At 71.4% G+C, this 12,860-nt stretch carries 12 protein-coding genes; 2 read left to right on the forward strand and 10 right to left on the reverse strand.

What is annotated here, in order from left to right:
- Window positions 1-3: 3 nt before the first annotated feature.
- The 5 genes from mmsA to ACRAKF_RS32125 all read right to left on the reverse strand — a co-directional run bounded on the left by mmsA (window position 4) and on the right by ACRAKF_RS32125 (window position 5,920).
- Entirely contained in the window at window positions 4-1,566 is a 1,563-nt protein-coding gene (mmsA, locus tag ACRAKF_RS32105) for a multiple monosaccharide ABC transporter ATP-binding protein (RefSeq protein ID WP_447041274.1), read from the reverse strand.
- Complete coding sequence (gene chvE, locus ACRAKF_RS32110) at window positions 1,563-2,669, reverse strand: multiple monosaccharide ABC transporter substrate-binding protein (RefSeq protein WP_447041276.1); 1,107 nt, start codon at window positions 2,667-2,669, stop codon at window positions 1,563-1,565. The genes mmsA and chvE overlap by 4 nt, the downstream gene beginning before the upstream one ends.
- Before the next feature lie 4 nt (window positions 2,670-2,673).
- A complete protein-coding gene (locus tag ACRAKF_RS32115) occupies window positions 2,674-3,642 on the reverse strand; it encodes a hypothetical protein (protein ID WP_447041278.1) in 969 nt (322 codons plus the stop codon).
- A gap of 86 nt (window positions 3,643-3,728) precedes the next feature.
- Window positions 3,729-4,757 carry a zinc-dependent alcohol dehydrogenase gene (locus tag ACRAKF_RS32120; RefSeq protein ID WP_447041280.1) on the reverse strand — a complete coding sequence of 343 codons (1,029 nt, stop codon included), beginning with the start codon at window positions 4,755-4,757 and terminating at the stop codon, window positions 3,729-3,731.
- A complete protein-coding gene (locus ACRAKF_RS32125) occupies window positions 4,754-5,920 on the reverse strand; it encodes a mandelate racemase/muconate lactonizing enzyme family protein (protein ID WP_447041282.1) in 1,167 nt (388 codons plus the stop codon). The genes ACRAKF_RS32120 and ACRAKF_RS32125 overlap by 4 nt, the downstream gene beginning before the upstream one ends.
- 237 nt (window positions 5,921-6,157) lie before the next feature.
- Here ACRAKF_RS32125 and ACRAKF_RS32130 point away from each other — a divergent pair, with 237 nt between their 5' ends.
- Together ACRAKF_RS32130 and ACRAKF_RS32135 are read left to right on the forward strand one after the other, a co-directional pair.
- The gene (locus tag ACRAKF_RS32130; protein WP_447041284.1) at window positions 6,158-6,928 is read left to right on the forward strand and encodes an IclR family transcriptional regulator; all 771 of its coding nucleotides are present in this window, start codon (window positions 6,158-6,160) and stop codon (window positions 6,926-6,928) included.
- Complete coding sequence (locus ACRAKF_RS32135; protein ID WP_447041286.1) at window positions 6,925-7,785, forward strand: SMP-30/gluconolactonase/LRE family protein; 861 nt, start codon at window positions 6,925-6,927, stop codon at window positions 7,783-7,785. Before ACRAKF_RS32130 ends, ACRAKF_RS32135 begins: the two co-directional genes overlap by 4 nt.
- Window positions 7,786-7,787: 2 nt before the next feature.
- Here ACRAKF_RS32135 and ACRAKF_RS32140 read toward each other — a convergent pair whose 3' ends face one another.
- Genes ACRAKF_RS32140 through ACRAKF_RS32160 form a run of 5 tightly spaced genes read right to left on the reverse strand, consistent with a single transcriptional unit; the run spans window position 7,788 to window position 12,839 of the window.
- On the reverse strand, window positions 7,788-8,786 hold the full coding sequence (locus tag ACRAKF_RS32140; protein ID WP_447041288.1) for an ABC transporter substrate-binding protein: 999 nt from the start codon (window positions 8,784-8,786) through the stop codon (window positions 7,788-7,790).
- Window positions 8,787-8,826: 40 nt separating this feature from the next.
- Window positions 8,827-9,594 (reverse strand): ABC transporter ATP-binding protein, encoded by a 768-nt coding sequence (locus ACRAKF_RS32145; protein WP_447042274.1) that lies wholly within the window; start codon window positions 9,592-9,594, stop codon window positions 8,827-8,829.
- Window positions 9,595-9,640: 46 nt separating this feature from the next.
- Window positions 9,641-10,693, reverse strand: a complete 1,053-nt coding sequence (locus tag ACRAKF_RS32150; RefSeq protein ID WP_447042276.1) for a FecCD family ABC transporter permease — start codon at window positions 10,691-10,693, stop codon at window positions 9,641-9,643.
- A 41-nt stretch (window positions 10,694-10,734) separates the two neighbouring features.
- The gene (locus tag ACRAKF_RS32155; protein ID WP_447041290.1) at window positions 10,735-12,006 is read right to left on the reverse strand and encodes an MFS transporter; all 1,272 of its coding nucleotides are present in this window, start codon (window positions 12,004-12,006) and stop codon (window positions 10,735-10,737) included.
- A complete protein-coding gene (locus tag ACRAKF_RS32160; RefSeq protein ID WP_447041292.1) occupies window positions 12,003-12,839 on the reverse strand; it encodes a Rossmann-like domain-containing protein in 837 nt (278 codons plus the stop codon). The genes ACRAKF_RS32155 and ACRAKF_RS32160 overlap by 4 nt, the downstream gene beginning before the upstream one ends.
- Window positions 12,840-12,860 lie beyond the last annotated feature (21 nt).

Consider the following 12,860-nt stretch of genomic DNA (forward strand, 5'->3'; position numbering starts at 1 on the left):
CCCTCAGCTCTTGCTTCTCGTCTTGGTCATATGGCGCATCAGCACTTCCTGGGTGGCGTCCGCACGCGTGACCTCACCGGTCAGGCGGCCCTCGGCCATCGTGTAGATCCGGTCGCACATCCCGAGCAGCTCGGGCAGTTCCGAGGAGATGAAGAGGACCGCCTTGCCCTGCGCCGCGAGACGGTCGATCACCGTGTAGATCTCGTACTTGGCGCCCACGTCGATGCCGCGCGTCGGCTCGTCGAGGATCAGCACCTCGGGATCGGCGTGGATCCACTTGCTCAGGACGACCTTCTGCTGGTTGCCGCCGGAGAGCCGGCCCACCTGCTCGAAGACGGTGGGCGTCTTGATGTTCATCGACTTGCGGTAGCGCTCCGAGACCTGGCGCTCGTGGTGCTCGTCGACCATGCCGCGCCGCCGCATGCCGGGCAGCGAGGCCAGGGAGATATTGCGGTTGATGTTGTCGATGAGGTTCAGGCCGTACCGCTTGCGGTCCTCGGTGACGTACGCGATCCCGGCGTCGACCGCGGCCGGAACCGTCTTCGTGACCACCGGGCGGCCGTTCACCGCCACCGTGCCCGCCACGTACTGCCCGTAGGAGCGCCCGAAGACCGACATCGCCAGCTCCGTGCGGCCCGCGCCCATGAGGCCCGCGATGCCGACGATCTCGCCGCGCCGCACGGTCAGCGACACGTCGTCGACGACCGTGCGCTGGTGGTCCACGGGGTGGCGCACCGTCCAGCCCTCGACGGACAGCGCGAGCTCGTCCTTGTCCTGCCCCTCGTACGGGGTGCGGTCGGGGAAGCGGTGGTCGAGGTCGCGGCCGACCATGCCCCGGATGATGCGGTCCTCGGACAGGTCGGCGCTCGCCCCGGGGGCCTCGCGCACCGTCAGCGACTCGATGGACTGCCCGTCGCGCAGGATCGTCACCGCGTCGGTGATCTGCCGGATCTCGTTCAGCTTGTGCGAGATGATGATGCTGGCTATGCCCTGCTCGCGCAGCTCCACGATCAGGTCCAGGAGCTTCGCGCTGTCCTCGTCGTTGAGCGCCGCGGTGGGCTCGTCGAGGATCAGCAGCTTCACCTCCTTCGACAGGGCCTTCGCGATCTCCACGAGCTGCTGCTTGCCCACGCCGATGTCGGAGACCGGCGTCTGCGGCTTCTCGTGCAGGCCGACCCGCTTCAGCAGGGCGCTCGCCCGGCGCAGCGTGTCGTTCCAGTCGATGAAGCCCCTCTTGGCCTGCTCGTTGCCGAGGAAGATGTTCTCGGCGATCGACAGGTACGGGACGAGCGTGAGCTCCTGGTGGATGATCACGATGCCGTGGCGCTCGCTGGCACGGATGTCCTTGAAGGCCACGGGCTCGCCCTCGAAGAGGATGTCCCCTTCGTAGCTGCCGTGCGGGTACACGCCGCTGAGGACCTTCATCAGCGTCGACTTGCCGGCGCCGTTCTCCCCGCAGATCGCGTGGATCTCCCCGGGCCGTACGTTCAGCCGCACATCGGAGAGCGCCTTGACGCCCGGGAACGTCTTGGTGATGCTCCGCATCTCCAGGAGCGGGGCGCTCACGTGAGCTGTCCTGCCGTGAAGTACCCCTCGTCGACGAGGAGCTTCGTGTTGGACTTGTCGACGCTCACCGGGTTGAGCAGGAAGGCGGGGACGGTCTTCTCGCCGTTGTTATAGTCCTTTGTGTTGTTGACCTGCACCTTCTTGCCGGTCAGCACGGCGTCGCCCATCTTCACGGTCTGCGCGGCCAGCTTGCGCGTGTCCTTGAAGACCGTCTGCGTCTGCTCGCCCCGGATGATGGACTTCACCGAGGCCAGCTCGGCGTCCTGGCCCGTGATCACCGGCAGCGGCTCGCTCTTGCTGCCGTAACCCGCGCTCTTCAGCGCCGAGATGACGCCGATCGAGATGCCGTCGTACGGCGAGAGCACCGCGTCCACGCGCTTGTCGCCGTAGCTCTTGCTGATCAGGTCGTCCATGCGCTTCTGCGCGGTGCCGCCGTCCCACTTCAACGTCGTGGCCTGGTTGATCCGCGTCTGCTTGCTGCGCACCACGAGCTGGCCGCTGTCGAAGTACGGCTTCAGCACCTTCATGGCGCCGTTCCAGAAGTACTTCGTGTTGTTGTCGTCCGGGTCACCCGCGAACAGCTCGATCGACCGGGCCTCGCCGCCCTTCTCGGGCTTGCCCAGCTTGAGCTTGTCCACGAGGTACTGGCCCTGGAGCCGGCCCACGCGCTCGTTGTCGAAGGACGCGTAGTAGTCCACGTTCTCCGTGCCCAGGATGAGCCGGTCGTACGAGATCACAGGGATGCCCGCGTCGTGCGCCCGCTTCAGCACATCGGTGAGCGCGGAGCCGTTGATCGCGGCGACCACGAGCAGCCGGTGCCCCTTGGTGATCATGTTCTCGATCTGGGCGACCTGGTTCTCCACCTTGTCGTCGCCGTACTGGAGGTCGGTGTCGTAACCGGCCTTCTTGAACTGCTCCGCCATGTTCTTGCCGTCGGCTATCCACCGCTCGGAGGACTTGGTGGGCATCGCGAGACCGATCGTGCCGCCCTTGCCGTCATCCGGTTTGTAGCGGCTGCCGCCCTTGGCCTCCTGGCCGCAGGCGGTCAGCGAGACGGTGAGCAGCGCGGCGACGGCGGCGAGGCCGAGAGTGCGGGTGCGCATGGGTTCAGTCCCCTTCCGGGACGGAGAAACGGCGCAGTTCACCGGGGAGCCGCGAGCCGAGCGGCGACATGCCGCCGTCCGCGCCGTGCCGGGCGAGCAGATCCAGGGCGAGCCGGCCCCGCCTGACCCGCTCCCGGGCCGTGGCGAGGGCGTGCTCACGCAGATGGGCGCCGTACGGGTAGATGCCTGCGGCCTTGGAGAGGCCGAACTTCACATACAGCGGGGCGCCGCGCCGGATCAGCTCGGCGACCTCGTACATCCGCACGTAGCCGCCGAGGTCGTCGGGGGCCTCGACGTACATGTCCATGGGGGCCCCGCTGACCCGGCGGATCTCGGTGAGATGCGCGGGGGACAGGTCGGACGGCACGTTGAGCGAGTCGGCGCCGAGCCGTTCGTACACGGCGTAAGCGGCCGGGTTCACCGGGCCGGTCAGCGCGGACAGCTTGAAGGTGGTGTCGGCGGGGAGCACGCCGGTGGCGCGCAGCCTGTGCAGCGTCCACAGCACGCCCTCGTCCGCGACGAGCAGGCACTTCACGCCGAGTTCCGTGGCGCGTACGGCGTCCTCGACGCACCCGGCGAGCGCGTCGTGGCCACGGGCGCGCAGCCCCGCGCCACCGGAGTCGGTGCGCGTGGAGCCGCCGATGTCCCAGGTGCCGCGCGGTCCGGTGAACAGGCAGAGCTCGATGTCGCGCTCGGCGCAGGAGTCCACCATCTCGGTGATCTCGACGTCACGGAGCATCCAGACGCCACTGCCCTGACTGATCCGGTGCACCGGCACGTCGAGCCGCGCGCTCTCCTTCAGCACGGCGGCGAGCGGCTCGGGCCCCTCGACGGAGGGGATCTCGGTACGCCACGTTCCGCCGTCGGGGAACGTGTGCGGCGAGGTGTCGGCCGCCTCGACGGGCGGCACGGGGTGCCCGATGCGGGCGAGGGCGTCGGCGCCGGGGCGCCGGGGTACGGACGGGGTGGTCACGAGGCTCCTATGTTCCGTTGTTCGGTATGTCGGTTCGGGGTTCGGCTGGTGAGGTGGGGGAGGTGGTGCCGGCCCGCGGCGAGGACTCAGGGCACCAGCAGCACCTTCCCCACCTTCGGGTCGCCCGAGCCGACCAGGGAGATGGCCTCCCCGAACCCCTCCAGCGAGAACTCATGCGTGATCAGCGGGGCAGGGTCGATCAGTCCGAGGCCGAAGGCCCGCACCGCGTCGGACCAGGCGGCGGACGACGCCCCGAAGACGGAGCGCACCTCAAGCTGGCTGAGGGAGAGATGGACCGGGTCGATGCCCACGGCCCCCTCCGTGAACATCCCGGTCAGCACGGCCCGACCGCCCCTGCGCGCGAGGAGGCAGGCCGAGGCGGCGGTGCTCGGCGCCCCCGCCGTCTCGACGACCAGGTCGAAGCGGCCCCCGGCGGCAGCCGCCTCCTCGGGAGAGAGCGCGTCCGTCGCCCCGAACACCCGGGCCTGCTCACCCCGGGCCGCCCGGGGGTCGACGGCCACCAGCTCCGCGGGGCTGGACGCGGCCAGGAGCTGCACGGCGAGCAGCCCCAGCGTCCCCGCGCCGACCACCGCGATCCGCTCGCCCGGCCGCGGCCGCCCCGCACGCACGGCGGCCGCGATGACCGCCGAGGGTTCGAGCAGGGCGGCCGCCCGCAGATCGGCGTCATCCCGCAGCGGGTGCAACAGCCGGGCGGGCACCGTCAGGTGGTCCGCGAAGGCGCCCGGCTCGGTGAACCCGGTCTCCGCGTAGCCGCCTTCGCACAGGCTGGTCTCGCCGCACCGGCAGCGCTCGCAGCGGCCGCACGCCCGGAACCCCTCGGCGACGGTCCTGCGGCCGACGAGCGCGGGGTCGACGCCCGCGCCCACCGAGACCACGGTCCCGGCCCACTCGTGCCCCGGAATCACCGGGTAGCGCACGTAGGCCGCGTCGCGATGACCGTCGTACACCTCGCGGTCGCTCATGCAGATCCCGGCGGCGGCCACCTCGACGAGGACCTCGCCGGGGCCGGGCTCCGGGATGTCCCCGGTGACGAGGTGGTGCTCGCCGGGGCGCTCGACGACGACCGCGCGGCTGCTCGCCGTCCCGTGGCTCACGCCTCGGCCCCGCCCGGCGACCGCTTCTCCCAGCCCTCGGCCCACAGGTCGAAGCGGGCCTGCTGCTGCGGGAACTCCGCGGCGGCGTCCGTGTCGAGCTCGACGCCGAGGCCGGGCGCGTGGGACAGCTCGAAGCAGCCGGTCTCCGGGTCGACCTGCGGCGCGCCCTTGACGACCTTCTTGATGTCCGCGTCGGCGAAGTCGTTGAAGTGTTCGAGGATCTTGAAGTTCGGCGCGGTGAAGCCGACCTGGAGCGAGGCCGCGGTCAGGACCGGGCCGCCCACGTTGTGCGGGGCGACCAGGACGTAGTGCGTCTCGGCGGTGGCCGCGAGCTTGCGGGTCTCCCAGATGCCGCCGATGTGGCCGACGTCGGGCTGGATGATGTCCACCGCCTGGCTCTCGAACAGCTCGCGGAACTCGATGCGGTCGTGGATGCGCTCACCCGTCGCGACCGGCATGTCGACCTTCGCGGCGACCTTCTCCAGCGCCTTGAGGTTCTCCGGCGGCACCGGCTCCTCCAGCCAGGCGGGGCGGAACGGCGCGAGGTCGCGGGCGAGGCGGATGGCCGTGGCGGGCGAGAACCGGCCGTGCATCTCCAGCATCAGCTCGGCCTCGGGGCCGATCGCGTCCCGTACGGCCTCGATCAGGGAGACCGCGTACAGGCTCTGCTCGTGGTCGAGCTCGAAGTGCCCGGTGCCGAAGGGGTCGATCTTCAGGGCGCGGTAGCCGCGCTCCATGACGCTCTTGGCCGCCTTGTGGTACGCCTCCGGGGTGCGCTCGGTGGTGTACCAGCCGTTGGCGTACGCCTTGACGCGGTCGGTGACCTTGCCGCCGAGGAGCTGCCAGACGGGGACGCCGAGCGCCTTGCCCTTGATGTCCCAGCAGGCCATCTCGATGACCGCGATGCCGGACATCACGATCTCGCCGGCCCGGCCGTAGTCGCCGTACTTCATCCTGCGGAGCAGGTCCTCGGCCGCGAACGGATCGGACCCCTTGATGTGGTTGGCCTCCGCCTCGCGGAGGTATCCGATGAGCGCGTCGGTGTGCCCGAGCATGCGGGTCTCACCGATCCCCGTCAGGCCCTCGTCGGTATGGACCTGGACGTACGTGAGGTTACGCCAGGGCGTTCCGACCACATGCGTGCTGATTCCCGTGATGCGCAAGGCAGTTGTCCCTTGACTTGTTCGGTATTTCGTCACACGTTCGAAATGTTGGCGTGACGGTAATCACGGTGGCCGGAACGTGTCAATGGGTATGGCTGGACGGTCTTGCGGGAGGCGGGCGTGCGCGGCCGCCCGTCCCGGCGGCCATTGCGTCCCGAACGGCACCGTGCCTAACCTGTGTTCGTCATACCGATCAGCGACCGAAGTTTCGGACGCGCAGGGTGGGAAGGCCGATTCATGGGACGACTGGTGCCCGCGGTGACCAGGTCGCTGGACATACTGGAACTGTTCCTGGAGGGCGACGGGACGTTCTCCGCGCCCGAGGTGACCCGCAGGCTGGGGCTCCCGCGCACCACGGTGCACGAGCTGCTGACCACCCTGGCGGCCCGTTCGTACCTCGTCCAGATCCCGGACCAGCCGGGCCGCTACCGCCTCGGGGTGCGCACCTACCAGCTCGGCAGCCGCTACGCCGAGCAGCTCGACCTCGCGGCCGAGGGGCAGCAGATGGCCCGTGAGGTCGCCGAGACCTGCGACGAGACCGTCCACGTCGCCATCCTGGAGGACACGGACGTCATCTACATCGCCAAGGTCGACTCCACGCACGCCGTGCGCATGGTCTCCGCGGCGGGCCGCCGTCTCCCCGCGCACTGCACGTCGGTCGGCAAGATGCTGCTCGCCTCGCTGCCGGAGCCGGAGCTCGAAGCCCGGCTCAGCGGGCGGGAGTTCGCCGCGATGACGCCGGACAGCATCACCGACCCCGGTGAACTGCTCGACGCCCTCGCACAGATCCGCGAGCGGGGCGTCGCGGTCGAGCACCGGGAGTCCAACCCGGACGTGAGCTGTGTGGCGGCGCCGGTGCGGGACAGCGCGGGCCGGGTCGTCGCGGCGCTCTCCATCTCCGTGCCGATGATCCGCTGGAGCGAGGACCGCGAGCGGGAACTGGCCGAGCTCGCCGCCAAGGGCGCCGAAGACCTGTCCGTCCGCCTCGGCCACCGGGGCGGACGATGAGCACCGCGTACGAGGTCGCGGTGCGCGCGGAGGCGCTGCTCGGCGAGGGGCCCACCTGGGACGCGGCCACCGGACGGCTGATCTGGGTCGACATCCTCGGCTCACGCGTGCACACCTACGCCCCCGGGGACGGCCGCCGCACGGTCATGGCCACCGGGCAGCACGTCGGCGCCGCGAAGCCCCGCGCGGGCGGCGGCCTCGTGGTGAACCTCCGTGACGGCATCGGGCTTTACGGGCCCGGCGGCTCCCCCTTCTCCTGGCTGGTCCACGACCCGGTGCCCGGACGGCGCGGCAACGACGCGGCCGTGGCGCCGGACGGCTCCCTCTGGGCGGGCACCATGCGCTACGACGAGGCGCCGGGCGGCGGCGGCCTCACGCGCGTCGACCCCGACGGGACGGCCACCGGACAGGGCGCCGACACCGGCGATGTGGCGGTGAGCAACGGCACGGGGTGGAGCCCCGACGGGCGGCTCATGTACTACGTGGACAGCCCCACGCGGCGCGTCGACGTCCTCGACTTCGACGGCCGGAACGCGCGCGGCCGGCGGCCGTTCGCGGTGATCGAGGACGGGGCGGGCGACCCCGACGGGCTCACCGTCGACGCGGACGGCTGCGTCTGGGTGGCCCTCTGGAACGGCGGAGCCGTCCGCCGGTACACCCCCGACGGACGGCTCGACCTGACCGTCGGCCTTCCCGTGCCGCGCCCCACCGCCTGCGCCTTCGGCGGGCCCTCGCTGCGCGACCTCTACATCACCACGGCCCGCGTCGGCCAGGAGCGCCCGCATCCGCTGGCGGGCTCGGTGCTCGTACTGCCGGACGCGGGCACGGGGCTGCCGGGCACGGCCTTCGCGGGCTGACGTCAGCGCTTCAGCTCGCGCAGGTACTTCCCGAACTTCTCCAGGCCGTCGATGTTGCGGGGTCCGCTGATGCCCTCGTTGTAGTCGAGCACGAAGAAGTTGTTCTTCCTGACGGCCGGCAGCTCCTTGGTGTGCGGGGACTTCTTCAGGAAGTCGATCTTCTTCTTCGCGGGCTGGTCGCCGTAGTCGAAGATGATGATGACCTCGGGCTCGGCCTTGGTGACGGCCTCCCAGTTGACCTGGGTCCAGCGCTCGTCGAGCCCGTCGAAGACGTTCCTGCCGCCCGCGGCCTTGATGATGTCGGTGGGCGGCACCTGGCTGCCCGCGGTGAACGGCTGGTCGGTGCCGGAGTCGTAGAGGAAGACCGGTACGGGGTCGCCGCCCTTGGGGGCCTTCTCCTTGACGGCCGCCACGCGCTTCTTCAGGCCGTCGACCACCTGTCCGGCCTTCTTCTCGACCCGGAAGATCTCGCCGAGTCGCTCCAGATCGCTGTAGAGCGCGTTGAACGGCGTGACCTTCTGCGGATACTTCGGGTAGTTGAAGCAGCTCTCGGTGTGCATGAAGCTCTGGATGCCGAGTTTGTCCAGGATCTTCGGGGTGATGCCGCGCTGGTCGCTGAAGCCGGAGTTCCAGCCGGCGACGACGAAGTCGGACTTGGCCTCGACGACGAGTTCCTTGTTGAGCAGGTCGTCGCTGAGCATCTTCACCTTGGCGTACTCCGACGCCCAGGGCGACTCGCTCACCGGCGGATTGGCGGGCGGCATCACGTAGCCCGTCACGTGCTTCGTCAGGCCGAGGCTGAACAGCTTGTCGGCGCTGCCGCCCTCGTAGGCCACGGCACGCTGCGGCACACGGTAGGAGACGGGCTCGCCGCATCTCTTGACGGTGGCCTTGTCGGCGGCCTCGGCGTCGCCGCCCGAGTCGACCTCGGCGCCGCAGCCGCTCAGGAGCAGCGTGGCCGCGAGCGCGGACCCCAGGGCGATGGAGCGGGTGTGGGACATGGGGAGTAGGTGCCTTTCGCAGATGGTGCGGGTGGGTGGTTCAGGAGTGGAGGGCGTACAGGAGCTGCGGGTCGCCGGTCAGGGGGTGCGGCACGACGGTCGCCCGTACGCCGAAGACGTCGGCGACCAGCGCTTCGGTCAGTACGTCCTTCGGGGTCCCGCAGGCCACCAGGCGCCCCTCGTGGAGCACACCGATCCGGTCGCAGGCGGCCGCCGCGAGGTTGAGGTCGTGCAGGACGACGAGGACGGTGAGGCCGGCGCCCCGCAGGTGGGAGAGGATCTCCACCTGGTGGCGGATGTCGAGGTGGTTGGTCGGCTCGTCGAGCACGAGGACGCGCGGCTCCTGGACGAGGGCGCGGGCCAGCAGGACGCGCTGGCGCTCCCCGCCGGAGAGGGTGAGGATGCCGCGCTTGGCCAGGCGGGCGATGTCGAGCCGCTCCATCGCCGCCGCGCACAGCTCCCGCTCGCGTCCGCTCAGCGCCTGGTTGCCCCGCTGGTGGGGCGCCCGGCCGAGCGCCACGACCTCCTCCACGGTGAAGTCGAGGTCGACGGCGCCGTCCTGCGTCATGGCGGCGAGCAGTTGCGCGGTGCGGCGCATCGGCAGGCGGGTGATGTCGTCGCCGCCGATGCGCACGGTGCCGGCCGTGGGGCGCAGCGCGCGGTAGACGCAGCGCAGGGCCGTCGACTTGCCGCTGCCGTTCGGGCCGACGAGGCCGACGACCTCGCCGTCCGCCACGTCGAGCGACAGATCGCGGACCAGGCTCTTGCCGTCGACGGTGACGCCGAGCCCGTCGACGTGGAGGTCCATCGCGTCGGAGGAGACCGCGTCCGCGTCGGATGAGAGTGCGTCCATCTCAGCGCCCCCCGAAGACATAGCCCCTGCGGCGCATCAGTGTGATGAACACCGGCACCCCCACGAGCGCGGTGATGACGCCGAGCGGCAGTTCGCGCGGCGCGACCACCGTCCGCGAGAGCAGGTCGACCCAGACCATGAAGACCGCGCCGACCAGCGGGGCGACCGCCAGGACCCGGGCGTGGCCCGCGCCGACGACCATGCGCACCAGGTGCGGCATGACGAGCCCCACGAAACTGATCGCCCCGCTGACCGCCACCATCACGCCGGTGATCAGCGAGACGACCACGAGCAGCGACTTGCGGTGCCGGTCGGCGCTCACGCCGAGGCTCGCCGCGGTCTCGTCGCCGAGCGCCAGGACGTCGAGGGTGCGCCCGTGCCGGTACAGCACGGCGAGGCCGAGCAGGACGACGGCGGCGACGACGGGCAGCGCGCCCCAACTGGCCGCGCCGAAGCTGCCCATGGTCCAGTACAGGACCATCCCGGTGGCCTCGCTGTCCGGCGCGAAGTAGATGATGACGCTCATCAGGGCCTGGAAGCCCAGGGACATGGCCACGCCCGTCAGGACGAGCCGCAGCGGCGAGAGCACCCCGCGGTTCGACGACGCCACGTACACGAGGAACGAGGCGACGAGCGCGCCGATGAAGGCCCCGGCGGAGACGGCGTAGACACCGAGCGCGGCAAGCCCTCCGGTCACCGTCACGCCGACCGCGCCCACCGAGGCGCCCGAGGAGACGCCGAGGACGAAGGGGTCGGCCAGGGCGTTGCGCACCATCGCCTGGATGGCGACGCCGACCGCGCTGAGACCGGCCCCCACCAGCGCGGCGAGCAGCACGCGCGGCGTCCGGATCTGCCAGACGATCTGGTACGTGGTGATGTCGTCGGCGGCGACGCGCCCGCCGCTGAGCGCCGCCCACAGATAGCGGGCGGTCTCGGCGGGCGTCACGAGGGCCGCGCCGAGACCGATGGCGACGACGACGGACGCGAGGAGGACGAGGAAGAGCCCGACGCAGGTCGCCACCAGCGCCTTCGGCGAGGCGAGCCGGTCCCGCAGCGCGGTCCGCGACGTCAGGGGCAGTGCCTCCGTGACGGTGCTCACGTGCCCTCCGCCCGCGCCACGTCGTCGTCGTGGTGCCCGCGCGGCACCAGGACGGCCGCGCCGAGCGCCGCGACGACCAGGGCGCCGAACACGACGGCGGTGCCCGGGTAGCCGGCCAGGCCGAGGCCCGCGCCGCCGAGCGCCGCGCCGGCGAAGACGCCGAGGCTCTGTCCCGCGGCGTTCAGGCTCAGCGCGGAGCCGCGCAGCGCCGTGCCGCAGCGCCGCACCAGGAGGCTGACCACGCAGGCGGCGACGATCGCGTGGCCGGCCGCGTGCAGTGCGGTCATGGCGAGGGCGAGCGGCAGCCAGTGCGTGAAGTAGAAGCCCACGACGGAGACCAGGGCGGCCACCAGACCGATGGTGAGCATGCGCTCCGTGCTGACGCGTGGTGCGGCGGAGTTGGTGACGCGCCCGGTGAGCAGGTTGCTGACGAAGAACGCCGCGCCGCTGAGCGTCCATACGAGGGTGAACAGCCCGGCGTCGAGGTCGAACCGCTCCTCGTAGAAGGCCGCCAGGTACGACAGGTAGCCCATGAAGACCGCGGTGCGCAGGAACCCGATGAGCAGCAGCGGCACCACACCGCGTACCGCGGCCAGCGCCTTGAACGAGGCGAGGTAGCCGATGCGCGGCGCGCTCGCCGAGGCGTCCGCCTCCCGCGGCTTCCCGCGCCGCGCCACGAACACCACGGCAAGCAGCAGCGAGAGCGCGGTCACCGCGAACAGGTCGCCCTGCCAGCCCCAGAACAGCGCGGGCACCGCGATGACCGGGGCCGCGAGCATGGCGGTCATGGACGTCGTCGCGGTCACCAGGGTCGCCGCGCGCCCGGCCGCCTTGCCGGTGCCGAAGCGGTCGGCGGCGGCCGCGGTGAGCGCCGGGTTCAGGACGGCGGTGCTCGCGCCGACCAGCAGGCAGAACACGGCGAACAGGGCGAAGCCCCCGGCGGCGCCGAGCGCCGCGGAGACGCCGAGCGCGACGAGCGCGCCCGCCGCCGCCCACTCCTTGGGTACGCGGTCGATGAACGGGGCCAGGGCGGTGCCCACGAGCAGGGCGGCGAGGCCGCCGAGTCCGCGCAGGCCGCCCATCGCGGCGACGCTGCTGCCCGCGTCGTCGGCGATGGGGACGAGGTAGGTGCTGAACACGGTGAACGGCAGCAGGCCCACGGCGGAGGCGAGCAGCACGGGCCACAGGGCGCGGGCCATCCGCAGGTCGCCGGGGACGGGCTCCTCGGTGTCGTCCGGCACCGGCTTGTTGACGGCGTCGACGCTCACGCAGCCGCTCCGTGTCCGAGGGCGGCGCGGTAGCGGTACATCGGCGTGGCGTCGGCGCTGAACTGGGAGAAGGTGAACGGCTCGGCGTTCAGCGCGGTCACGCCTGAGCCGACGAAGGCGCGGGCGACGGCGCTGCCGCTCTGGGCGTAGACGGTCAGCGGCGTCCCGTGCTCGACGCAGTGCCGCAGGATCAGGTCGAAGGTGCCGTTGCTGAGCGTCATGCCGGTGGCGACCACGGCGTCGGCCTGCGCGAGGACCTCGGTCATGTCGTCGCTGACCGGGTCGCCCCAGGCGGTCGTACGGAGGTTGAGGTCACAGGGCAGGCAGACGCCGCCCCGCTCCCGTATCGCCGCGACCAGCGGGTTGACCACGCCGATCAGGGCGACCTTGGCGCCGGGCGCGATGTCGAGCAGCCCGGCGACGGCCGCGTCACGGGCCTCGGCGCGCACCTCGGGCGTGCCGGTCGGCAGCATGACGCGCTCGGCGTCGGGGGCGTCGCGGTGCGGGCGCACCCGGGCCAGGTAGGCGTCGAGCGCGGCGGTGCGCACGGCCGCCGACTCATGGCGGAGCAGCTTGGCCAGGGGCTGCCCGGAGGCGTTCTCGCAGAACTCGGGGGCGAGTTCACCGGCTTCGAAGGAGCAGGCGCCGAAGGCGTCGCCGACGCGGAACAGCAGGTAGTGGTTGTGGTAGGTGACGTCGCCGCCCGCGAGGCGGGTGGTGTTGTACAGCCAGAACGCGCTGGTGACGGTCAGCTCGGCCGGGTCGGGCCCGTGGGCGCCGGCGAGGACGGCTTCGGTGAGGTCCGCGACGGTGTGGAGTATGGGGTGTGACATGTGTGTTCTCTCTGAGGGGGC

This window comes from Streptomyces sp. DSM 118878 (assembly GCF_052936595.1).

What these genes read in the sequence shown, in the direction of transcription:
- ACRAKF_RS32145 (WP_447042274.1), bottom strand. Translation starts at nt 9,594, where the DNA reads ATGGACCTCCACGTCGACGGGCTCGGCGTCACCGTCGACGGCAAGAGC.
- ACRAKF_RS32135 (WP_447041286.1), top strand. Translation starts at nt 6,925, where the DNA reads ATGAGCACCGCGTACGAGGTCGCGGTGCGCGCGGAGGCGCTGCTCGGC.
- ACRAKF_RS32140 (WP_447041288.1), bottom strand. Translation starts at nt 8,786, where the DNA reads ATGTCCCACACCCGCTCCATCGCCCTGGGGTCCGCGCTCGCGGCCACG.
- ACRAKF_RS32160 (WP_447041292.1), bottom strand. Translation starts at nt 12,839, where the DNA reads ATGTCACACCCCATACTCCACACCGTCGCGGACCTCACCGAAGCCGTC.
- chvE (WP_447041276.1), bottom strand. Translation starts at nt 2,669, where the DNA reads ATGCGCACCCGCACTCTCGGCCTCGCCGCCGTCGCCGCGCTGCTCACC.
- ACRAKF_RS32130 (WP_447041284.1), top strand. Translation starts at nt 6,158, where the DNA reads ATGGGACGACTGGTGCCCGCGGTGACCAGGTCGCTGGACATACTGGAA.